Source organism: Streptomyces sp. NPDC003035 (genome assembly GCF_042888285.1).
GTDB lineage: Bacteria > Actinomycetota > Actinomycetes > Streptomycetales > Streptomycetaceae > Streptomyces.
The window spans coordinates 316,854-339,012 of sequence record NZ_JBIAPJ010000003.1 but is presented as its reverse complement, the minus strand read 5'-3'; the positions used below and the strand labels follow the sequence as shown (position 1 = coordinate 339,012).

General features: G+C 68.2%; 20 protein-coding genes. 12 read left to right on the top strand and 8 right to left on the bottom strand.

Annotated elements, in window-relative coordinates:
• Nucleotides 1-349: 349 nt before the first annotated feature.
• Nucleotides 350-4,696 carry a ricin-type beta-trefoil lectin domain protein gene (locus ACFYV5_RS11220; protein ID WP_389167082.1) on the top strand — a complete coding sequence of 1,449 codons (4,347 nt, stop codon included), beginning with the start codon at nucleotides 350-352 and terminating at the stop codon, nucleotides 4,694-4,696.
• Nucleotides 4,697-5,152: 456 nt separating this feature from the next.
• Here ACFYV5_RS11220 and ACFYV5_RS11215 read toward each other — a convergent pair whose 3' ends face one another.
• The 3 genes from ACFYV5_RS11215 to ACFYV5_RS11205 all read right to left on the bottom strand — a co-directional run bounded on the left by ACFYV5_RS11215 (nucleotide 5,153) and on the right by ACFYV5_RS11205 (nucleotide 7,730).
• Nucleotides 5,153-6,355 (bottom strand): DUF6545 domain-containing protein, encoded by a 1,203-nt coding sequence (locus ACFYV5_RS11215; protein WP_389167079.1) that lies wholly within the window; start codon nucleotides 6,353-6,355, stop codon nucleotides 5,153-5,155.
• Between the two features lie 13 nt (nucleotides 6,356-6,368).
• Nucleotides 6,369-6,899, bottom strand: coding sequence for a toxin-antitoxin system, toxin component (locus ACFYV5_RS11210; protein WP_360790968.1), 531 nt, complete (start codon nucleotides 6,897-6,899; stop codon nucleotides 6,369-6,371).
• Between the two features lie 93 nt (nucleotides 6,900-6,992).
• Nucleotides 6,993-7,730 carry a hypothetical protein gene (locus ACFYV5_RS11205; RefSeq protein WP_389167077.1) on the bottom strand — a complete coding sequence of 246 codons (738 nt, stop codon included), beginning with the start codon at nucleotides 7,728-7,730 and terminating at the stop codon, nucleotides 6,993-6,995.
• 245 nt (nucleotides 7,731-7,975) lie between these two features.
• Here ACFYV5_RS11205 and ACFYV5_RS11200 point away from each other — a divergent pair, with 245 nt between their 5' ends.
• On the top strand, nucleotides 7,976-8,107 hold the full coding sequence (locus ACFYV5_RS11200; protein ID WP_389167074.1) for a hypothetical protein: 132 nt from the start codon (nucleotides 7,976-7,978) through the stop codon (nucleotides 8,105-8,107).
• Nucleotides 8,108-8,893: 786 nt separating this feature from the next.
• Here ACFYV5_RS11200 and ACFYV5_RS11195 read toward each other — a convergent pair.
• Together ACFYV5_RS11195 and ACFYV5_RS11190 are read right to left on the bottom strand one after the other, a co-directional pair.
• On the bottom strand, nucleotides 8,894-9,067 hold the full coding sequence (locus ACFYV5_RS11195; protein WP_389167072.1) for a hypothetical protein: 174 nt from the start codon (nucleotides 9,065-9,067) through the stop codon (nucleotides 8,894-8,896).
• Nucleotides 9,068-10,476: 1,409 nt separating this feature from the next.
• Nucleotides 10,477-10,851: an FKBP-type peptidyl-prolyl cis-trans isomerase gene (locus tag ACFYV5_RS11190; protein ID WP_389167069.1), complete on the bottom strand. Its 375-nt coding sequence runs from the start codon at nucleotides 10,849-10,851 to the stop codon at nucleotides 10,477-10,479.
• Between the two features lie 347 nt (nucleotides 10,852-11,198).
• On the opposite strand from ACFYV5_RS11190, the gene ACFYV5_RS11185 reads away from it, so the two are divergent.
• From ACFYV5_RS11185 to ACFYV5_RS11175, 3 genes are all read left to right on the top strand, one after another.
• Nucleotides 11,199-12,716, top strand: coding sequence for a DHA2 family efflux MFS transporter permease subunit (locus tag ACFYV5_RS11185; protein WP_389167066.1), 1,518 nt, complete (start codon nucleotides 11,199-11,201; stop codon nucleotides 12,714-12,716).
• 144 nt (nucleotides 12,717-12,860) lie between these two features.
• The gene (locus ACFYV5_RS11180; protein ID WP_389167063.1) at nucleotides 12,861-13,544 is read left to right on the top strand and encodes a class I SAM-dependent methyltransferase; all 684 of its coding nucleotides are present in this window, start codon (nucleotides 12,861-12,863) and stop codon (nucleotides 13,542-13,544) included.
• Between the two features lie 634 nt (nucleotides 13,545-14,178).
• On the top strand, nucleotides 14,179-14,568 hold the full coding sequence (locus ACFYV5_RS11175) for a VOC family protein (protein WP_355110499.1): 390 nt from the start codon (nucleotides 14,179-14,181) through the stop codon (nucleotides 14,566-14,568).
• 434 nt (nucleotides 14,569-15,002) lie between these two features.
• Here ACFYV5_RS11175 and ACFYV5_RS11170 read toward each other — a convergent pair whose 3' ends face one another.
• Nucleotides 15,003-15,266, bottom strand: a complete 264-nt coding sequence (locus ACFYV5_RS11170; protein ID WP_355110500.1) for a hypothetical protein — start codon at nucleotides 15,264-15,266, stop codon at nucleotides 15,003-15,005.
• Between the two features lie 726 nt (nucleotides 15,267-15,992).
• Here ACFYV5_RS11170 and ACFYV5_RS11165 point away from each other — a divergent pair.
• From ACFYV5_RS11165 to ACFYV5_RS11145, 5 genes are all read left to right on the top strand, one after another.
• On the top strand, nucleotides 15,993-16,334 hold the full coding sequence (locus tag ACFYV5_RS11165) for an STAS domain-containing protein (protein ID WP_355110501.1): 342 nt from the start codon (nucleotides 15,993-15,995) through the stop codon (nucleotides 16,332-16,334).
• A gap of 252 nt (nucleotides 16,335-16,586) precedes the next feature.
• A complete protein-coding gene (locus tag ACFYV5_RS11160; protein WP_389167059.1) occupies nucleotides 16,587-17,063 on the top strand; it encodes an ATP-binding protein in 477 nt (158 codons plus the stop codon).
• Between the two features lie 498 nt (nucleotides 17,064-17,561).
• The gene (locus ACFYV5_RS11155; protein ID WP_389167056.1) at nucleotides 17,562-17,723 is read left to right on the top strand and encodes a hydrophobic protein; all 162 of its coding nucleotides are present in this window, start codon (nucleotides 17,562-17,564) and stop codon (nucleotides 17,721-17,723) included.
• A 90-nt stretch (nucleotides 17,724-17,813) separates the two neighbouring features.
• Nucleotides 17,814-18,182 carry a PRC-barrel domain-containing protein gene (locus ACFYV5_RS11150; RefSeq protein WP_355110504.1) on the top strand — a complete coding sequence of 123 codons (369 nt, stop codon included), beginning with the start codon at nucleotides 17,814-17,816 and terminating at the stop codon, nucleotides 18,180-18,182.
• Nucleotides 18,183-18,249: 67 nt separating this feature from the next.
• Nucleotides 18,250-18,591, top strand: a complete 342-nt coding sequence (locus tag ACFYV5_RS11145; RefSeq protein WP_389167054.1) for a hypothetical protein — start codon at nucleotides 18,250-18,252, stop codon at nucleotides 18,589-18,591.
• Between the two features lie 286 nt (nucleotides 18,592-18,877).
• Here ACFYV5_RS11145 and ACFYV5_RS11140 read toward each other — a convergent pair whose 3' ends face one another.
• The gene (locus ACFYV5_RS11140) at nucleotides 18,878-19,378 is read right to left on the bottom strand and encodes a MarR family winged helix-turn-helix transcriptional regulator (protein WP_389167051.1); all 501 of its coding nucleotides are present in this window, start codon (nucleotides 19,376-19,378) and stop codon (nucleotides 18,878-18,880) included.
• Between the two features lie 103 nt (nucleotides 19,379-19,481).
• Here ACFYV5_RS11140 and ACFYV5_RS11135 point away from each other — a divergent pair, with 103 nt between their 5' ends.
• Complete coding sequence (locus ACFYV5_RS11135) at nucleotides 19,482-20,654, top strand: PP2C family protein-serine/threonine phosphatase (RefSeq protein ID WP_389167833.1); 1,173 nt, start codon at nucleotides 19,482-19,484, stop codon at nucleotides 20,652-20,654.
• Between the two features lie 179 nt (nucleotides 20,655-20,833).
• Nucleotides 20,834-21,226, top strand: a complete 393-nt coding sequence (locus ACFYV5_RS11130) for a DUF2267 domain-containing protein (RefSeq protein ID WP_389167048.1) — start codon at nucleotides 20,834-20,836, stop codon at nucleotides 21,224-21,226.
• Nucleotides 21,227-21,363: 137 nt separating this feature from the next.
• Here ACFYV5_RS11130 and ACFYV5_RS11125 read toward each other — a convergent pair whose 3' ends face one another.
• On the bottom strand, nucleotides 21,364-21,891 hold the full coding sequence (locus tag ACFYV5_RS11125; RefSeq protein ID WP_389167045.1) for a hypothetical protein: 528 nt from the start codon (nucleotides 21,889-21,891) through the stop codon (nucleotides 21,364-21,366).
• Nucleotides 21,892-22,159 lie beyond the last annotated feature (268 nt).

The window sequence follows — 22,159 nt, the reverse complement described above, 5'->3', positions numbered from 1 at the left end:
GAACAGCAGAGAGCGAAGGTCCCGGCCGTGCGGGCCGGGACCTTCTTTCAAAAAGGTATGGAGAGTGGGGAGCTGGGCCCGCGGAAGGAAGCAGAGGGAGGTCCCGGATCCCGATGAATGCCGGTCTGAACGGGGGAAGTTAGCAGCAAACGATCGTTGAGTCACTATCAACGACAGTTTATGGACAGGTGGGAAAGGTCACGCGGCGGCCAATTGGGCACAAGCCCGCACAGGAAGGGCGGTATTAGTTCCTCCGCCTGTTGATCCGCTGTGTGCTCGCCTGCCACAGTGCCCCGACCCTGACCTGTCTGATCAGGGACTCGACACGTCTAGGGGAGCGGGCACTCGCATGTCCAATGCACGAAGAACCGGCTTGCGGACGCCGGTCACCGCCAGTCTGGCGGTGGGGGTCTCGACGGTTCTGCTACTGGCGGCGCCGTACATCGCTGAGGCCGCACCGGTGCCTCTGCCCGACGCGCGGGCCACGCCGGGAGCATCGACGGCCCCTGTGGCGCCCGGCGCCACGGTCAAGCCGATCCAGCCGACCAAGCCCACCGCACCGGCAGGAATGCCCGCTCGCACGGGGGTCGAGCAGGCATGGGAGCTGGCGGCGAAGACCGGCAAGGACGTGCCGGTCCCGGAGCTGACGACGGAGTACACGACCACGGTCGCCACCCCGAAGGGCAAGCTACGCTCCGAGAGCCACGTCCTGCCCCAGCGCACCAAGGGCGCCGAGGGCCGCTGGCAGACACTGGACGACACGCTGACCGTCCGTGCGGACGGCGCCGTGACGCCGAAGGCGGCGAGTTCGGGCCTGGTCATCTCCGGCGGCGGCATGGGTCCGCTGGCGACGATGACGACCGCGGATGGAAAGAAGCTGTCGGTGTCTTCGCCGTTCCCGGGCGCGCTGCCCAAGCCCGTACTGCGGGGCAACGACGCGCTGTTCGAGAACGTGGCCCCCGACACCGACCTCCAGGTGAGCGCCACCAAGTACGGCGGCTACACCACGGTGGTCGTGCTGCGCACGCCGGCAGCGGCGGCCGACCCGGCCGTGCGCGACCTGGTGTTCCCGACGGAGACCAGCGGTCTGACGCTGGCCAAGGACAAGGACGGCAGCCTCACCGCCGCCGCAGGCAAGGACACGGTGTTCCGGGCCCCTGCTCCGCTGATGTGGTCGGCCGGCGAGGCCCGCACGCCCGGTGCGCGCGGGTCTCGTTACGCCGACTTCGAGGCCGCGGAGGGCCGCAGCAGTGCCGATGGACCAGGGGCCGCTGCTTCCGTGGCCCGGATTCCGGTGACGGGCGCGAAGGTGACCGGGTCCGCCAAGCGTGCCACGGGTGAGATCGCCCTGGCCCCCAGCGCCGAACTGCTCGATGGCGCCGACACCAAGTACCCCATCTACGTCGACCCCTCGTGGTCCGTGGACAGCCGGGGCAAGCAGCACCACGCGTGGGTCCAGCAGGCGTACGACGCGGGCAACTACGACCGCACCGGTTCCAGTGACCGGGACCGTCCGGGCGTGGGCTACCAGGGCTGGGAGACCAGCAAGGGTATCGAGCGCGCGCTGTACGAGTTCGATCTGAACGGGTACGCGGGCGCAACCATCAACTACGCCAACCTCCGCCTGGAGCAGTACATTTCGGCGGACTGGTCGTGCACGAACAAGTACCCGGTGCACCTCTACCGGGCCGGCGCGTTCAACTCCACGATCAAGTGGAGCAACCACCAGATCCGCGAGTGGATCCAGAACCAGTCCGTCGGCGGCAACGGCAACAGCGGGGACTGCTACGGCAATATCCCCGTGGACTTCAACATCACCAACGCCATGCGGGACGGCATCCGTGACACCGGTACCCCGCTGGCTTTCGCCCTGACCGGCCAGGAGGGCACCGGCGACAAGATCGCCTTCAAGCGGTTCGCGTACACCGCCGTCCTCAGCGCCGAGTACGACTTCCCGCCGCGCGTTCCGGAGAACCAGCGCACCGTTCCCGCTCCACGCCGCGTGGTCTCGGGCGATACCCAGGCCTGCGGTGACATCTCCGCTGACCAGTTCGGGTGGATCACCACCCCCACGGTCACGATCACCTCGAAGGTCAGCAGCCCCAACCAGAGCCAGCTCACCGAGTACGTGAACATGTGGGAGCACAACACGGGCGTGACCGTGAACCAGGGCTGGTCCGGATTCGTCAGCACCGGCACCGACGCCACGTACAGCACCCCGTCCGACGCGGTGAAGGACGGTCACAACTACGGCTGGGCGGTCCAGGGCGACGATGGCCTGCTGCGCGGCCCCGCCACCACCTCCTGCCACTTCGCGGTCGACCTGACCCCGCCGGTCCTGGAGTTCGGTCAGTTCACCAACCCCGCCACCCAGTTCCCGCCGGCCGGCAACGGCCAGATCACCAACCTGCGCCTGGGTGACACGGGTTCCCTGCCCATCGTCGCGTCCGACCCGAGCCCGGGCGCTGGTTTGCGCAGCTCCGGACTGGCTTGTGTCCAGTGGGGCTTCGACGCGCAGCTCGTCGGTGCCCAGCAGCAGTGCGGCAGCCCGCTCAGCGTGAGCTCCCTCAGCGTCAAGCCCACGCACTGGGGTACCAACATCGTCTACGCGCGGGTCCTGGACGAGGCCGGCAACGCCTCGCAGACCCAGTCGTACGCCTTCTACGTGCCGTGGAAGGACGGTGCGGTCGCCTTCGGTGACACCACCGGTGACGCCCGCTCCGACATCCTCGTCCCGGACACCGCGGGCAACCTGATCACGAACGGCCGTGCCTCCGACGGCACCAGCCGCAGCATGATCCCCAGCGGCACCGCGGCCACCGCGCTACAGGCTCCCGAGACCTCCTCCGGCCGGACGTGGAAGGACTACCGCGCCGTTCACCGCGGCTCGCTCGACCCCGGCCGCAACGTGGACGACCTGTTCGTCCACCAGGAGCCGGCCACCCCCGGCGCGTTGGGCGGAGCGCAGCTCTTCGCCTACGACAACACCCTCTCCGACCCGGGCCGTTTCACGCTGGGCACGAAGACCACGGTCGCGAAGCCGGAGTGCTCCCCCACTCACACCACTGCCTGCACCGGCTACCACAACGTGCCGACCTGGGAGTACTCCAGCCAGATCACCCCGACCGGCCCGGCCCGCACCACGCGTACCCCCAGCCGCCAGGTCACCGACGCCACCGGCCTGCTGTCCGTGGAGTCCGGCAACCTGTGGTTCTATCCGGTCAAGTCCAACCAGACTCTCGCCGCACCCACCCTGGTCGACGCGAGCGGCAGCTGGGACGACAAGGACCTGATGGTCCCCGGCAACGCCCTGAACATCGGTGCCACCACGGACATCGCCCCGGCGCTGTGGGTGCGCAACCGCACCAACGGTGACATCTTCCAGTACAAGCTGACCACCGCCACCCGCGCGGTTGACGGGTACGTCGTGGTCGCAGGCGTGGCGGCGCAGCCGGCCACCCGCATCGGATACGGGATCAAGGGCACGGACTACCCGCGTGTGGGTTCCGAGGGAGACGTGACCGGCGACGACATCCCGGACTTCTGGGCGGTCGGCACCGACGGCACCCTGCACGCCTGGGCCGGCACCGCCGCCGGCGGCGCGGTCAACGGCTACAGCGGTTACCACGTCCGTGGCGACGCCCAGGCCCCGACCGCCCAGTGGCGTCTGGAAGGCGACACCAAGGCCATCCCGGCCAAGAACGGCAGCGGCGTGTCGAACGACGCCACCGCCACGGCGATCACCTACGCCACCGAGACCGTGGACGGCCGTTCACGCAAGGTCGCGGTCTTTGATGACGTGGCGAGGTCGGTCATCACCGGGCCGGCCAAGGCGGTCGACACCCGGCAGTCCTTCACCATCTCCACCTGGGCTCGTATGAGTGCCGCCGACGGCGTGATCGTCAGCCAGGACGCTGCTCACGCCAGCGCGTTCATGCTCTGGGCCGACGCCGGCCACTGGCGCTTCGCCATCGCGCGCGGTGACGACGACGGCTGGCCGTACGACTACAACTCCACTGTCACCCCGGCCAACACGTTCAAGAAAGGCATCTGGACCCACCTGACGGCCACCTACAACGCCACGACGGGGGCCATGAGCCTCTACGTGAACGGCACCCTGGCCTCCAGCGGCTACCACCGGGCCGCCACGAGCCCCGCTCCCAGCGGTTCCCTGGTCCTGGGCCGGTACAAGTACGTCAGCAAGCCCAGTAACTACCTCAACGGCGCCATCGCCGGACTGTCCGTCTTCCAGAACTACGTACCGCCGGCCACGACCACGGACCTGCCGATCCGGTACGCCGCGTCGCCCGACTTCTGTGTGGACACACCGCAGGGCGCCAACGGCAACGGCAACCAGCCGCAGCTGTGGGGCTGCAACGGCTCCGACCCGCAGAAGTTCAGTGTCAACGCCAACGGCACCCTGACCCAGAAGGGTCAGTGCGTCGCTGTCCGGGGCAACCAGACCGCGCACGGCACCGACCTGATCTTCTGGCAGTGCCTGGGCGAGGGCGGCCAGCAGTGGCTGCCCCGCGCCGACGGCAGCATCTTCAACCCGCAGTCGGAGGCCTGCTTCGACCTGCCGCAGGCGAAGCGGGACTGGGGTACGAAGTTCATGATCTGGGGGTGTAACGGCACTACCGCCCAGCGCTGGAGCATCCCGACGCTCCTGACCCCGGACCTGCCGGTCGCTCCGTAACACCCGCACCACCTGATCCATCGCCGCCGCTCCCTGGGCACGGGCCAGGAGCTCTCTGCGGAGCGGGCGGCCCCTGCTCATGCGGAAATGGCTGAACAACAAGGAAACATGCCGGGTCTTCGGGATCAATCCGAAGATCGGGCAGACGCTGGCGCAACGGACCGAATCCGTCCGACGGCAACAAGGCGGCACCATCGATCGAGCGGTGGTGCCGCCTCTCGTGTCCTTGCGGTACCTGTGCAAGGCCGTCCTCATCTACATCGCCGCCCTGCGGCGTGGATGCGGTTGTGTACCTCGTTACTTGGACTCGGCCCCGTGCCGGATCTGCCGGGAGGAGATCGCGTGCCGCGCCGCCCCAGTCCAGTCGGATTTTCAGCGTCGAGTGGTAATTCCCGTCGATCACCTAATTCGGCCTCACCTCACGGTGAGGGGCGGTCTGGCCGACGGGCTGCCGCCTCAGTCCGTGGTCGAAGGCGACAGAACGGCGACCGAGCCGAGGGCCCGGGAGATGCCGACCAGGAGATCCCGGTACTCGGCCTCGGCCGCACGCAGCGCCCGAACCGCCATCACGCCGTCCGCTCTGTCCGCCGGCAGGCCGCGGGCACGGGCGTCGGCCGCAGCCGTGAACATGGCAGCCAGCCCAATGGCGACGCTCTCGGCCTCCGTCCCGCCGCCCCGGCGGGCCTCGGCGTAGGCGTGCGCACGCACGTCGTCCGAGCAGTGCGCCCCGAGCTCCAGCATCCGGTCGTGTATGTCGGTCATCCGGTCCGTAAGGCGCCGGCCGGGGCCGGCGGTCCAGGGAGTGGGGAACCGCATCCCGCCACGATGATGGCCGCCCCGACTTATCGTCCGCCGCAGAGGGCCCAGGGCGCGCAGAGTCCGCAGAGGCCCGAGCACCTGTGCGGCGAGCCAGGGTCCGACGATGGGGATCAGGAAGCCGACCGCGACGAGCAGGGTGCCGAGGCAGGCGAAGGACATGGCCGCCCGGTTGAGCGGTTCCCAGTCCCGCTCGCTCCAGGCGGCAACGACCGCGGCCAGCTTGGCCGTACCGTAGGTGACGTTGGTAAGGAAACCGACGGCCAGGACGGTGAGCCCGATACGCAGCAAGCGCCCGGCCGGTGTCCTCCGCTCGGGGCACTCCCTGCGGATGTCGCGCGCCCATTTCCAGCACGCGGCCGCCGCCGCTGCGGCAGCGGCGGTGACGGCAAACAGGCAGAGCAGCACCATCTCGCGCATAAAGGGTGTGTTGGCGTAATACGTCTCGAAGTCACGCTGTCGCTCGACCGGCGCCTCGCCCCAGACGAAACAGCCGATGAGCAGGATAGTCACGGCTCCATGGCCCCAGATCCAACGCCTGACCCGGCGGCGAGTGCGATGAAGGACTTCCACGTCCTCACGCCAGTTCTCCATGAGGACCCGGCAGGCGCACGCGTAGGCGGAGAGGATGCAGTAGACCAGCACCGCCGAGAAGTTGCTGACGCCGGTCATCTCGTTGACGAACGAGATTGTCGGGGGCGCCGAGAAGAAGAACGCCGCGGCCTGCAGGAAGATCACGGCGTTGACGCTGCGGACCACGGGGCTGTGCCGGCGCCTCACCAACGAGGGAAGTTTGACGACCAGCACGATGCCGAGCGCGGCCGCCGGGACGTAGAGATTCACGACTTCTCGCCTGTCATCCTCTGAGCGAAGCCCAGATGCGGTCGGCCACTCCGCCGAAGGGTGTCGTGCCAGGCCTGCGCTCCAGGAAAGGCCTGACCCGGTCGGCCAGCATCCGGCCGAACTTCTCCGCACGCCGCTCCTCTTCGAGGTCTGGCTCCGTACGGGCGGCGACGTAGGTGACTGCGTCGGCAAGGCTCCAGCGGTCGCCCAGCATGCGGGCCGCGGCCATCGCAGCGGACGCGCTTCCATGACCGCAGTGCCCCTCCTTGAGGTGCCATAGCTCATGCCCAAGGATCACGGCCTGGTGCAAGGGGGAGGTGTTCGCCTCGAGGACGATCAGGTCGTAGTCGCCCATGTCCAGCCACAGGCCTGTCACCGTGCCGGGCGGGAACTCCTCCAGCATCAGACGCACTTCGCGCCCGCTGCTTCGTGCGGCACCCGCGCAGATCGCCTTCAGTAGCTCCATGGGCTGCTCGGGAACCGGTTCCGGCAGACCCCTGAGCAGCGCGTCGCGATACCGCTTCATCTCGCGCGAGAACCGCACTCCGTGCCACCCGTCCCTCGTCCCGGATGCACAGCCCCCATGCATCGTTACTTGTGCGTTACCGCTGGTGAGTCGTGGCGTCCGCCGTCGCGATCAGTCGACGTCATTGTGCACCAACGCTGTCTCAAGAGCGGCGCGGGCCTCTCGGGCGCGCTCTTCCCGGGAGCGCCGTGCGACGGATTCGATCAGGGCGATCAGGGGTTGGGCGGTGTCGTCCGGTACGTCGGCCAGGGCCCGGGCGGCGTACGCGACGACGCCGAGTGCGGGATCCACCTCGCTCGCGGGCCCCGCGGTTTGCAGGCGTCGCAGGTCCTCGTCTTGGCGCTCCACGGTCCGCTCCAACAGGTCCTTGTGGATCTGCTGCAGGGCGCGGTCCAGCGCCTCGGCCGGCTCAGCGACCAGAAACTCGATCTTCTCTCCGAAGAAACCCGCGATCCCGGCGGCGTGGTCGAGGTTCGGAGCACGTCCGGTCTTGATCATCTTGTCGAGCCACTGCGCGCTCGTTCCCGCGCCGGCCGCGATCTCCGCCAGGGAGTGGGCCCGCCTGCTGCCGTCCGCGGCCGCACGTAGCCGCGTCGAGCGCAGGAAAAGGATCCGCTCGACCACACGCCGGTGGCGTGCCTCGACCACGTCCACCTCCGGTCCAGGCTCAGCGGGGCGCTCACCACGCAGCAGCTTCCGCACGTCCGCCACCGCCACCCCGGAGGCGTACGAGAGTCCGCCCTCCCCCTCTACCCGCAACACGTCGTCGCGGTTCAATCCCATGCGGTCCAACAGTGAGTCGATCCGACACACCGTGCCCATCAGGTCCTGAGCAGGCCCATCACTCACAAGAACTCCCGCGGTCATCGGACGAGGTACTGCAAGGCTAGCAACCACCGTTGGTCCGTCTTTCTCGGAAGGCCGACATGGACGGCTCCGGTCGCATTCGTTCGGCCTCCTCACTGACGCTCGTCCCCGTTCCGCGCCGCGCCAAGCCCCCTGTCACGCCGGTACCTTGGGGCGTTCGGATAGAAGTGAGGAGCGCCGGTGCAGGTTTCCATGCTCAGTCTCTGGGGGCCGGGGCCTTCGGGGCGGTGATCGGGTGGATCGCGTACCGGACGCTGCGGCGTGCGAACGGCGGGTCCAGGATCGCCGATCTCGTGACGATCATCGCGGCGTTGGGCGGTGGCGCGGTCGTCAACAACCAGTTCGCGGAGGAGGAGTGACGGACGGCGGCCCGGTCGGCGGTCAGACGGTGGAGCACGGGCGGAGCCCGGCGAAGCAGTACGCCGTGTAGGCAAGTCCCAGGACGTTGCCTTTCGCAGCAGAGCCATCCGGACGCCGTGCAGGGCCGCTCCCACCTGCTGCCCCGCGAGCAGCCACTCCCATAGGGGTTCGGCGAACTCGCTGGCGAGTGCCTGGTCCACGGTGATCTCGGTGCCGTTGACAACGGAGGCGTGGCGTTCGGTGAAGGTGTCGACGAAGCCCAGCCACGAAACGGGGGCATGGTCGGCAGTGTGACACGGTCAGACGAACTGAGAACGCTTCAGGAATGCCGAAGCGGCTCAGGACAATTCACGGGATGTCGCACAGGAACGTCTTGAGCTCTTCGGCCCGGTGGCGCCGGTGCAGGGAGCCGATCACCTTGCCGGTGGCCACCTCCAGAGCGGCGAACAGAGTGATGGTGCCGGCCCGCGGACGTAGTCGTGCGTGACGCGTTGTGGATGTGGGCGTCGGCAGGGGCGGGAGGCATCGGGATCCTTCGGCTACGCAACCCGCCCGGCGATGGGGCGGCGGGCCCGGGCAGAGGTAGGAGCGGGCTGGGTGGTGAGGGGGCTGCGCGGGCCGGCTCGTGGGGCCGCGGTGCCTTCGGCCGACGAGATGGAGGCGTGGTTGGGGCGGGTGGCTTGCTGCCAGCGGCTGCGGACGGTGTGCAGGTCGGCGAGCGCGCGGCGGCTGCTGGTGACGAGCTGGTGCACGCTGTTGGCGGGGTCGGCGGTGTAGGCGGTGATCTACCCGGCGGCGTGGAGAGCGTGAGCCAGCAGGTTCCGTTCGAGAAGCCGCTCGCCCCCATACTCCGCGGAGCCGACGGGCGTCGACAGCAGGGCGACCACGGCGGCAGGGGCGATGCCCGTGGAGAGGAGGCCGCGCTGCTGGGCCTCCCACAGCACCGTGACCGGATCCACCGGATCTCCGCAGTGGGCCAGCTCGGTCACACACTGCCACAGACAGGCGTGGACAGGGTCGAACGAGGAAGTCGTCGGCGGTCAGCCAGCGCTTCCCCTTCAGTTGCTCTGGTCGGGACACGGAGCTCGCGAGCAGCCACGCCCTCGTCCCGCACTGCCGGCTGCGGGGCCGGCGTGCGGGCAGCGGGCGGGCGTGGGAAGGGAAGCGTTCGGCCAGCTGATCGAGGTGTCGGGCGACGACGTCGGCGGCGGCGAGAGCGTGTCGGGGCCGGTCCGGGGCGGTCGATGCCGGGCAAACTGATTACTTTGGGTGACAGACGGAGGCGTCAGTAGTTGGCCGCGAAAGGCGTGGACGTGCTCGGCTTCGCGCCCGCGATCAGCACGGCAGTTCCCGTGCTGGTTCGGTGCTGACTTCGGGGGTCTGGAGACGAGAAAGGCGCAGGTCCTAGCCCCGGTCGAATGAGTTGTCGTACCACTCGATGGTGGTGCCGATGAGGCTGGCGGCGACGATGCGCTTGAGGTTCGACTCGGCGGGTGGAGCCGCTGCGGGGGAGGCCATGTGCACCACTTCCAGGGGATGTGCGGGGACGTTTCGTGTTGCCACACCGTAGAAACATGCAGGTCACCGGCGTATGTGGTGGGACACCATAGTTAGGGTGGGCCGTGTGCGCCCTGCCTCCATGGCCCGCTGTCATGGCGCTTCGGGAGGGCTTCGAGGGCCCTGGAGATGCCATGTCCGAGTTGTGGTGGTCGGGCATGTTGTGGTCGTGTGGTGCTGACTTCCGACCCGGCGAGGGCATGACGCCGGTGCCCATGTCCGCCTGCCGAACGGGTCAGAGCCATCCTCTGCGGGCCGCCTGGACGCCGGCCTGGAAGCACCCGCTCGCCGAAGCCCGCAGCACACACCCTGTACGACGCCGCCGCCCGCGACCGCCCCGCTCTCGCCACTTCGGCCGGGGCCGGGGCGGTCGCGGTGGTTCCTCACCACCGCGAGCAAGAGAGGAGGTGGACGTCATGACCGAGCGCTGCTTCGAGGTAGACGTCCCGATACTGAGTACCCAAACGCCGGGCCTGCGCGGCGTACACGTCTTCACCGGCCGGGCCGGCAGCGACAGCGCCGCCATGAAGGCCGCGCACGAGGTCTACGATGCGGTACGCGCCGCGGCGGAGGCCGGACTCGAGACGCCCCATGGGCGCCTGGACGGCTGGGGGAGCCCGCGGCTACCGGCCCGGCCCATCCGTCCCGTACGAGGAGAGACGGAAAGCCCACGTACGTCCTCCGCCGGGCCGCCATCCGCGACGGCCTCCTCCCAGCGCGTCCTCAGGGGCTGTCCCGGCGGTCTGGGAAGTTCCGGGGCCGGGATGTACAACCGCCTGCCCTGCTCTGCCCGGTGAGCAGGAGGTCTGCATCAGACTGACAGCAGGTCCACCACGAAGATCAGCGTCGAACCCGCCGGAATCAACGGCGAGGGTGACTGCCTGCCGTAGCCGAGACGCGGGGGAACGATGATCTCGCGCCGACCACCCACCTTCATCCCCCTCACCCCTCGGTCCCAGCCCTTGATGACCCTGCCACCGCCCAGGGCGAACTTGAACGGCTCGCCCCGGTCCCAGGAGGCGTCGAATTCCTTCCCGGACTCGAACGTGACCCCGACATAGTGGACTCTGACCACCATGCCCGGCTTCGCCTCAGCCCCGTCCCCGATGACCAGGTCCCGGACGGTCAGCTCGGTGGGCGCGTCCCCCTTCGGAACGTTGACCTCGGGCTTCGTCAGTTCACTCACTGCTGCCTCACACTCTCCGCCGGAAGCCCTCACGGACCAGCCGGGCACATAGACACTCCATGCAGTGGATGATCACGCTACCGATAGTGGGCGTTCCGCAAAGTAGCCGGCGTCCAGTTCAGCCACTCGCACAGCGCCCGGGAAGCGTGGCGGTGAGAAAAGCAATCCGGGCAGGTCTTCCAGCGGCCTGGCGCCCGCCTGCTCCGGAAGCCCTGACTCGGCCGGTCCGAGTCGGTAAAAAATCGTTTGAGCCTTGGCGGCGGCACCGGCAGGATCGGGTGACACCGATGAGTTTTTCCCGCCGCCGTGGTCTGTCAGTGTGTCACGCCTCCGCGGAGGACACTCACATGACGGAAGGCACCATGCTCGCACCGCACGCAACGCCCACCCTCTCGCCCGCCCGCGTCACCTCCGTGCTGCGGATTCTCGTGCTGTCCACGTTCGTGGTCCTCCTCAACGAGACGATCATGGTCAATGCGATCCCGCGGCTCATGCGCGAGTTCGAGGTCACCGCGGCGGCCGCCGGGTGGCTGTCCACGGCCTTCATGCTCACCATGGCCGTCGTCATCCCGATCACGGGGTGGTTCCTCCAGCGCGTGACGACGCGGACCGCCTTCGGCCTGGCCATGGCACTGTTCCTCACCGGCACGGCGCTGGCCGCGGCCGCGCCCGCCTTCCCCGTGCTGCTGGCCGCCCGCGTCATCCAGGCCAGCGGCACCGCCGTCATGATGCCGTTGCTCATGACGACGCTGATGACCCTCGTGCCCCCGCACGACCGCGGCCGGGTCATGGGCAACATCACCCTCGTCATCTCCGTCGCACCCGCCCTGGGCCCGGCGGTCTCCGGTGTGCTCCTGCAACTCGGGACATGGCGGCTGTTGTTCCTGGCCGTGCTGCCCATCGCCGGAGCCATGGCCATATTCGGCCTGCGCCAACTGGTCAACATCGGCGAGCCGCAGGCCGGTCCGATCGACTGGCTGTCCGTCCTCCTGGCGGCAGCGGGCTTCGGCGCCCTGGTCTACGGCCTGAGCGGGCTCGGCGCCGGGAACGCGGACCAGGCCACCCTGCCGCCGTCGGCCACGACCGTTGTCGGTGCCGTGCTGGTGGGCCTGTTCGTATGGCGACAGCTGTCACTGCAGCGATCGTCCACGCCGCTGCTGGACCTGCGCAGCCTGACATTCCGTCATTTCTCCGTGGCGCTCGCCTTGATGTGCCTGTCGTTCATGGCCCTGATGGGCGCGTTCATCCTGCTGCCGATCTACCTGCAGGACGTGTGCGGCCTGACCTCGCTGCAGACCGGGCTGCTCCTCATCCCCGGCGGCCTGACGATGGGCCTGCTCGGGCCGCAGGTCGGCAAGCTCTACGACCGGCTCGGCGCACCACGCCTGGTCGTGCCCGGAGCCGTACTGACAGCGCTGTGCCTCGCGCTGTTCGCCTTCGCGGGCGAAGAGACCTCACCGTGGCTGGTGCTCGCCCTGCACGTGGCCCTGAGTGCCGGTATGGCGTTCGTCTTCACCCCGATCTTCACCTCCGGCCTGTCCGTACTGCCGCCGCACCTCTACGCGCACGGCTCCGCCATCCTGGGTTCGCTCCAGCAGGTCTCGGCCGCCGCCGGCACGGCCCTGGTCATCAGTGTCATGTCGGGACAGGCCGCGACGGCAGCAGCCGATGGCGCCGACGCCACCGGGGCCCTGGCCGCGGGCATCCGGTGGGGATTCGGCATCGGCGCCGTGCTCGGCGGACTGGCCGTGCTGCTCGCGCTGTTGGTCCGCACCCCGCCCGCTCCGCAGCAGCCCGCTGTGTCGGAGGCCCAGGACGAAGAAGACGGCACCACGACGAACAAAACCGCCCACACACCCACCTGACGCCCTGGACGATCGCCCCGGTGGTCGCCGCGACGAAGGGGGCGGGGCGGGGTGCGAGCGGCAGATCATCTGAGTACACGTACTCGCACGAGTCCGGTGACCGTACTCATCCGCCGCGCCTCCCCGCTCACCTAGTCTCCGCGTATGCCCGACGAGACCGTGCCAAGCGCCGCCACCCCCGACTCGACCGAGTCCAGGGCCTCCTCCTGCGTCCTCGGAGCCCTGGGATGCGGCGGCGCCGCGCTCGTCGGCGTACTCGTTCTGGTCGTCACGCTCGCATGGGGCTCGTGGGGGTCGACGGACTTCCCTCGCGTCGCACCCGGGGAGATGGCGAACCGCGCCCTGCAGCGTTCCCAGGAGGCCTACGGTGTCCTGGGGTTCAAGCGCACCATAGAACCCGGAGTCGAGGACATCGGCGTCAGCACGGAGAACACGTACGGCTCCAGCTTCTGCTACGACGGGGGCTTGCTGGGGCTGGAGGACGAGACCGTCGACGGCGCCTACTCGATGAGCCACACGTGGGCTCTGGACCACGTGCCGGCGAGCCAGGCGGTGCCCGGCCTTCGGCGACTGCACCGGTTCCTCAAGGACAATGGCTGGGAGATCACGTCCTACCGCGAAGGCGAGCAGGGAAGGAACGGGGACTTGTACGTCCAGCGGGACGACGGCGACGAGCGGATGTCCTTCACCTGGTACTCGGACCGGGAGTACTTCACCGGCGGCGCCAGCGTTCCCTGCGCGTACGACCCGGAGTGGAGGAACGGCGACGTCGGCCCTGCCGGTGACGACCAGAGGCCACCCGCCTTCGGGCCCGCACAGCGGCACTAGCGGGGCGGCCCGCCGTTGGATCACGACGTGACGGGGACGGGAGTGCGCGCCTCGTCCGGGTCCGGGGACGGCATACATGAGTGGCGTCGTTGTCGGTGAGCCGTCGTATGAGCACCGTAGGCGGGGGCAGTGAAGTTCAACAGGACCAGGTCGAGCGGCAGCGCGACCGGCACGTGGACCGTAGCCTCCGTGTCACTCCGGAGCTCGGAGGAGCGTAGGTCCGGCGGGATCATGCTGGGGTGCCTGAGCCCCTCGTACGCGAACAACTGAGAGTCGGCGCCGGCCGCGAGGCCCGGCGGGGGTGATCGCAGCCATCCCCGCCGCCGGTGTCCCGCGCGCCGCAGCGGCGAGCCGCTGGCCAGGGGAGTTCACGCGCGCGCGTACGCCGAGAAGGGCCGCACCCTCCAGCCCTTCTGATCCTCCTGCTCGGTCAGCCTGTGGACCCTGGCCGGTTGCGCCATCTTGCCTCCCCTGGTTGCAAGCATCGCCAGTTCCCGCCGACACAACGAGCCATCTCGCAAGGTTCGCGGTCACAACACTGGGCGGCAGTGACTAGAATTCGTGACGGCATCGCGTGTCGGTCACCGTCCGGGTGAGACATGGAGGTGTCAGGACATGCCTTCGGAGGAATTCCTTGGCAGTCGAGTTGAACCACATGATCGTCCACGCCCGGGACAACCGGGAGTCCGCAGAGTTCTTCGCGAACCTGCTCAGCCTTGAGATCACCGCCGAGTGGGGCCCGTTTATCGCCGTCGACCTGAGCAACGGCGTCACGCTGGACTTCGCCGCAATCCCCTCGGACAAAATCACCCCCCAGCACTACGCCTTCCTGGTCTCCGAGGAGGAGTTCGACGCGGCGTACGCGCAGATCAGGCAGCGCGGCATCGAGCACTACGCCGATCCTCATCGGAAGCAGCCCGGTACGATCAACCACAACGACGGCGGCCACGGCGTGTACCTCGTGGATCCGGCGGGTCACCTCCTCGAGCTCATCACCGTGCCGTACGGCGGCTGGACCTCGTAAACACACGCGCAGGGCCCCACCCGGCGCAGCGTGCGGCTCCCTCAACCGATGCTTGTACCTGCTGTGATCGCGGTCGACACCCAGCGATAACTGCCCCGTCGCCCGACTGCACCCCGTCCACGTCCACTTGGTCGCGTACACCGGGCGAGACGGGGTTTCGAAGCGAGGTCGTAACGGTGTCGAAGCCCCAGCAGGCGCCCAGCCATCACCGACGAGAGCATGGTCCGTAAACGGCGAAGGCGTTCGCGGAACGGTCACTGTGACCGTTCCGCGAACGCAAGCCCTCAGACAGGCGCGGTTCAGGAGCAAGGGGCGACGGTCAGTGGCGTGACCACTGGCCAGAGGTGGCAGTGGTCCGCACCACCGCCACCAACCCCTATTTCGGCTATTTCGGCGCCCGATCCCGGCCGGCCGGAGGGTTCAGACTCAGGCGCTCACAGGAGGCCGAGCAGGAGGCCGTTCTCGTTCGAGCCGGAGTCGGCGGCGTTGCCGGCGAAGACGGGACCGTTGGCGCAGATCTGCTGGTTTGCGCGGGCGGGCGTCGAGCCGTTGCCGAGGATGCCCAGCCCCAGGTCCTCGATGTTGATGAGGCCGTTCTGCACCGTCCCCTGGTGACTCTCCTGGTGGCACAGCGCCGGGTCCGCGCCGTTGCCGCTTCCGTACACGTTGTCGGCGGAGGCCACGCCCCCTCCGAACATGCTGACGCTCCCGACAATTGCGGCTACAACAGCGGCCTTGCGAAGGTTGCGCACGACATCTCCACTTTCGTCAGACTCAGCACGAGTTGCTCTTGAGTGATATTGCCGAGCCAGACGTTATATGGCGAATTGCCGCTTTCTCGGAGAGGCGCGCCGATGTCGGTGTGCCGGGCGCGGCCGCCGAGAGGAGGCCGGACGGATGCCTGCCGAACAACCCCGCTTCCCCTGTCGGGCCCGCGCTTGCCGCGTTGGCCAATCTGTCGGCGGTGAAAAGACCCGCAGCAGGAAGTGGTGCGGTCCGCTCCATCGTGAAGAATGACCCGACTGCCCCCGGACACGGTTCGACGGGGATCTTTCTTATTGTGGTGCTATTTGAACGTGTTGCCGAATGCGGGCATCTTGGGTGCAGCGCCTCCATCCGTATGTGGTTCGAGTGCCGATGGCCCCGCAACTCCCTGGGCGATACCCGGGCTCCGAGGCAACCCTGGCCACCCCATGCCAAGTCGGCAGCCGATATGAGGCTGGTGGGAAGCAGTCGATGTATGCAACGCTGCCAGGACAGCCAGCCTGGTCTGGTGGGAGGCCCCGCGCCGCCCTTCAGGGTCACTCGGTGGCCGGGGCGCGGTACGGGTTGTCTCGCTCGACTGTGCGCGGCCCCACGCCGCGCGCTTGACGATCCCCTTTCCGGGGCGTGATGGGCTCGACCCCTGGAACGAGGGGCGAACCATGAACGACTTCACCGTGACCGTGAAACAAGACCCTCAGCGCACTACGGTCAGTGCGGCTGGGGAACTCGACCTGCACACGCTTCCCGCCCTCGAGGAAGCCACCCTCGTCATCCCGCTCGGCGGCAAGGTGCTGCACCTGGAGCTGTCCGGGATCCGGTTCATGGACTCCAGCGGCCTGAACCTCCTACTGCGCCTGCGCCGGCGTCTCCTCGCCGAAAGCGGCCGGCTCGTGGTGAGCGGCCTTCAAAGACAACCGACGGACCTGCTGCACCTGACCGGGGCATACGAGTTGCTCCTCACCGATGGCGAGCGGCTCTCCCTTGGCAAGTTCTGCCCGTAGGTGACAGAGGACGCCACCCACTCTCCCGTCTGCATGCCTCGGCCTGAGGTCGGGGCCGTTGAGGCGCCGCCGCGGCATTCTTCGCTGCGCCCGGCGCCACCCCCCCGGCCCGATCTGAGCATCCGACACCGCAACCTCCACGGGAGCGCTCCCGTCGCGCTACTCTCCGGTTTCCGGCCTGACCCGGGTGCGCTTGATGTGAAGGTCTGGGGGTAGAGGGGCCGCATGGGCATAAGGGTGGGGTGGATCGGTATGGATGAGACGGCGGAGGGTGAGGACCGGCAGTCACCGCTGATGGAGGACGACATCTCGGTGACGGAGGCGTTCGAGGGCAGCGAGGACATTGCCGCCGCACGCGATCTGGCCCGTAGCTTTCTCACCGATGTGCAGGCCGTACACGGGCTGCCGGTGTCGGGGCGGGTGATGGGGATGGTCGAGCTCGTGGTCAGTGAGCTGGTGACCAACGCCCGCAAGTACGCACCCGGGCCGTGCCTGCTGACGCTGAGCATCAGCGGCGGCGCGGTCGAGGTGACCGTGTGGGACAGCAACCCGACGCCGCCGGCGGTCCTGGCGCCCGACCCGACCCGGATCGGCCAGCACGGATTGGAGATCGTCATGGCGGTCGGCCAGAGCTTCGCGGTCCACCGCGAACCCGTCGGCAAGCGGATCACCACGGCCATCACGCTGGTCGACGATCCCGGCGGGGACATCACCGGCCGCCAGTTGTAAGGGCTCCGTCAGACCGCCGAACAAGCCCGACGCCGACTTTTTGACCCGCGACTGCTCTCCCCGGCGTAGGCGGGTGCGGCGTAGGCGCGGGGCGGATGCTCTCCCCACCGAGGAGACGCATCCCAGCTGCACCGTCCGTACGGGCTTGTAGCGCCACCCGATCCCTTGGCGGCCGCATCGTCGTCCAGCGCAGCGTCCACTCCGGCGTCCACTCCGGCGTCCACTCCGGCGTCCACTCCGGCGTCCTCGCCGGACTCCAAGCCGCCTTCGTCCAGCCCTCGATCGACAGCAACCTCGGCATCGCCCATGGCATCACCCTCAAGGCCCTCGCCGCACCTTGCCGGCCCAGCCCGACGCGGCCGCCGCCTACGTCGTCACGCCCACCTACGTCGACGCTTCGGGACCGACCGTCTGCAGGACTGCTTCCTCGACGAGCGTTCTGCCACGTTCGGTGTGTCATCCGTTTGACGGGGCACGCGGAGTTCTGGAGGTGGATTCATGGTTCCCTTGCTGCTTGTTCTGCTTCTTGTGCTGATTCTTTTCGGCGCGGGATTCATGGTCGAGGCGTTGTGGTGGGTCGCACTGGCTGCGCTGGTGCTCTGGCTGCTCGGATTCCTCGCCCGGTCCCGGGCGGGTGGAAGCCGCTGGTATCGCTGGTAGCCACGTCGACGACCGGCCGACGCAAGGCATATTCGCACGTGCCCCAGAAATGCGGGCAGTCACCGTATTCGGAAGAGGAGTGGATTTCACATGGGTGAGAACGCGTGGAGTTTCGCGGAGACGTCGGGCCACGTGGCGGGCACGGATCTGACCGGGTGGAGGGTCGAGGCGACCGATGGCCACATCGGGAAGGTGGACAAGCACTCGGACGAGGTCGGTGACGCCTACCTGGTGGTCGACACGGGGGTGTGGATCTTCGGCAAGGAGGTGCTGCTCCCGGCCGGCACCGTGACACGGGTCGACCTGGTCGAGCACGCGGTCTACGTGGACCGCACCAAGGAGCAGATCAAGGCCGCGCCCGAGTTCCACTCGGACAAGCACCTCGCCGACCAGCAGTACCGCGAGGAGATCGGCATCCACTACCGCACAGGCGGACCCTTCGGCGGTACGCCGGCCTGACGACCGGACTGCTGGGGCCGATGCCGTGGTGGGGTCGGCTTCGGCCCCGGAAGGGGAGTGGAACGACATGACCACGCGTACAGCAGGGGGCGAGCCGCGCATCGGCGTCCGGACGTACACAGATGTCGACCTGGCCCTCGACAGGGTGGAGACGCGGACGCAAGAAACACCGCAATTCTGTGCCGGCGCGGCTGCCGCGTACCAATGGGCGATGAGCCGCACCGAGCGCTCACCCATCACCGGTGCGGACGCCAGCGGCACCCCGGACCTGCCGACACTCACTGCTGAAGTGGATGCGGCTCTCGTCCAGTTGGGGGATCCTGCCATTCCGGAGGGCAGCCACGAGTACGTACGGGGAGCACACCAGGCCCTCGCCTGGATCTGCGGACAGCGGGACCAGGCCGCCTGACTCTCGACGTGATCCCTCAGGCCTCAGCCGACCGCTCGTGAGGAGTCGTGGCCGTCCGGAGAGCGAACTGCGCGGTGGGCGATCCAGCGGGCTCGTCAGGTGCGAGGGGAGGAACCAGCCCATCCTCTTCCTGGACGAGTCTTCTGGGCCGCCGCGTCAGCCTGCAGGTCCCAAGGCCTTCTCCGTCCGCCCCACCAGGTCGACGTCATCGAGGCCGCATCTCTGGCGTGGCGACACCTGGGAGGAGTCGCTCGCTCGCCGGCCAGGGCTGGTGCCGAGGGCGATGTCAGGCGGATTCCACGGCGCTGCTGCCGCGTCCCTCGTTCCTCGGGCCGACCGCCTCGACGGCCGAGCAGAAGCTGTTCAGGCCCCTGGCGAGGGCGGCTTGGTCCTCGGGGGGCATGGATGTAATGATCTTCATGAGCCCGAGTTCGCGGCGGGCTCTCATATCCCTGAGGTAGGTTTCGCCTCGGCTCGACAGACGCAGCTCGAGCTCGCGTCGACTGGCCGGGCTGGTAGAGCGTTTGATGAATCCCAGGGCGTGGAGGCGATCGCACATCCGGCTCACGGAGGAGGGCGCCGAGCCGAGTGCCTCGCCCAAGGTGCGTAGGTTGATCCCCTGGTTCCGATCCAGGACGTACAGCACGCGTAGCTGCGACGAGGAGACAGGCGCGGTCGGTGTCAGGTCCCGGCCCTGGCTCCAGAGCACCTCGAGCAGTTCGATGACCCCGCGGGTGGTCTGCGCCACAGCATCCCGATCGCGCTGCGGGGAAGTTTCGGAATGCATGCCCCTAACTGTGACACTGCACAATGGCTCTGTCAGTCGCTGAGGCATGAGAGATTTTCCTCATTCATCTCAAATAGGTGGGAACCCAACGGTGGACAGATTCATGGTCGTGGAACGCGCACTGCGAAGAGCCGCGCCCCACGCCCTCCTCGAAGCGGTCCAAGACACGCTTACCGCCCACTACGCCGCCGACGCCGTCGACCTCCTCATGGCCGACTACGCGATGACCATACTGCAACCCGTCAGCGCGCTTCCCTATACTGCCGAGCCCATTCCTGTCCACACCAGCGCCCCCGGCAGGGCCTTCGGCGCACAGGAACCATACGTCGAGACCGACAGCCGGACCGACCTAGTGACCGCGCACCTTCCTGTCAGCGTACGAGGGGACCGCATCGGCATCCTCACCGTCAGGCTGCCGGCCGACTTCTACGACCGCGACACCGCACGAGAGTTGGAGGACATCGCCGAAGTCCTCGGCCACGCCATCGTGGTCGCCGAGCGGGACACCGACGTCTATCTCCAGGCCCGCCGCGCGGACCGCCTCACACTCGCCGCGGAGATGCAGTGGCAGTTGCTGCCCGGCCGCTCCTGCTCCCGTCCCGAGTACGAACTCGGCGCCCAGCTCGAACCGGCCTACGCGATCCATGGCGACAACTTCGACTGGTCCACCTCCGCCCACCATCTCACTCTCACCGTGACCAACGGCATGGGAGAAGGCATCGAGGCGGCCCTCCTCACCAACCTCGCGATCAATGCCCTGCGAAACGCCCGCCGTGCCGGCCTGTCCCTCTCCGACCAGGCGTGCCTGGCCGACCAGGCCATCTACGGCCAGTACCAGGGGGCTGTCCATCTCTCCGTACTGCTCCTGCAGTTCGACCTGGCGACCGGAGAGACGGAGATCATCGATGCCGGCTCCCCCAGGATGTGGCGTCTGAGGCACGGCAAGGCCGAGCCGATGGAACTCGAGGCGCAGCTCCCGCTCGGCATGTTCGAGGACACCATCTACACGGTGCAGCGCTTCCAGGTGGAACCGGGGGACCGGCTCCTCTTCGTCAGCGACGGCGTCTACGACGTGGCGTCCCCGGCGGGGGAGCGCTACAGCGAGCGTGCCCTGGTGCGCGCGATGGCCAACACCCGTCTCCTCCCACCGTCACAGGTGCCCCGCGCGGTACTCCAGGAGCTCTCCGGGCATCGCGGCCCCATCGATGCCGAAGACGACGCGATGGTGGTCTGCCTCGACTGGCATGGCCGCACGGAGTCGAGGCTGTCACCGTAGCGACTGCTGTATGAGCCAGGTGGTCTGCTCCGTATGGTCTGACGCCTGGCGTTGCTCCGCCAACTCATCTCCGTTGCATTGGGACTACCACCCGTAATGTCGGGTAGCTGCACTATTGCTCTCCGTGACAACGGATGGTGTCGCCCCCCTTGCGGGGCCGGCTGACGGAAGGAGCGGCTGTGGAAGAGTCCGTGGAAGTGCTGCTTGATCGGGTGCAAGAGCGTGGAGGGTACGCTCACCGGCCGGAAGCGGCCGGGGCGGTGCACAGTGTGCTGGAGGTGCTCGGGGCACATCTCGTCGGTACCGACCGCACAGATCTCGGCCGCCTGCTTCCGTGTCAATGCGGTCGTCTGCTGCTGGACGCGGAAGCGGCGAGTGAGCCTCTTACGCCGTCGGGGTTCGTCCAAGCGGTGGCCTCGCGCGATGCCATGGACGTGACACAAGCGCGGCGTGCCGTCACCGCGGTACTCGGCTCGGTGGCGGACGTGGTCGACGACGCGCTGTTGCGTCGCATCCTCACGCAGCTGCCGCCGGGACACGCGGGTCTCTTCGGGCGCGCGGGGCTTGCGTGAACGATCTGTGCCTCGTGCGCGCCGACGGTTGAGCCACTGCTTGGCATCCGGCTTCAGTTGCTCATCCGTCACCGTGCCGGTATGGCGTGGCCGGCTTGCGGACGTATCGGGATGGTCGCCGGCCAGGCCTGTACTCCTCAGGCCGTGGGAGCCTGGTAGAGGCCCCGACCCGCGCGGTGGGCGCGGGAAGTCGCGACCAGGCGGTCGAGGGTGGAGCGTACGGTGTTGATGGCGCCGGTCGAGCCGTCGCGGCCGATGACCGCGGCAACCTCCCTGGCGCGCATGGGCGTACCGGGCTTGCCGGCGAGCACGGCAACCACCTGGTCGGTGAGGCCATCGGCATGGGAAAGGGAAGGCGCGTCCTTCCTTCCGGTCGCCGCCGTGTCACTCGGCACCTTCGCCGTCGCCTCCTCGGATTCCCCAACCTCAGCCTGCCGCGGCGCCGGTACGTGTGCGCCGGCTTCGACGCCCGGGATCATCGCAGAGCCCACGGCGGACAGCGCCTGAAGGGCAGCCAGGGCCGTGCGCACCGATTCGAGTCGCAGCGTGACTGCCGCGATGTCCTCTTCCAGCGCTGCTCGGCGCTTTTCCAAATACGGAAGCTCCGCCTTGAGTTGAGCAGTGGTGGCTTCGACACTGTCCGTTCCGGTGACTGGCAACGACATGGCGGCCTCCTGTAGGCAGGCATAAGGGCAGGGGACTACCCCTGCAGACTATGACTGTGGTGTTGCAATCCGCAAACAACTGGATCCACACGGACGGCACTTGAAGAAGCGCAACTGTTTCCCTACGGCTAGAGAACGTGGCCGTAGACCTTACAGGGCCGCAGTGCATGGTGGGGTCGCCCCCGGCCGAGGCGTCTCAGTAGCAAATGTGTGCGTGCCCTGTGCGTAGCGCAGTGTTGTCACCTCGAGAAACGGCCCGGCCCGGCTC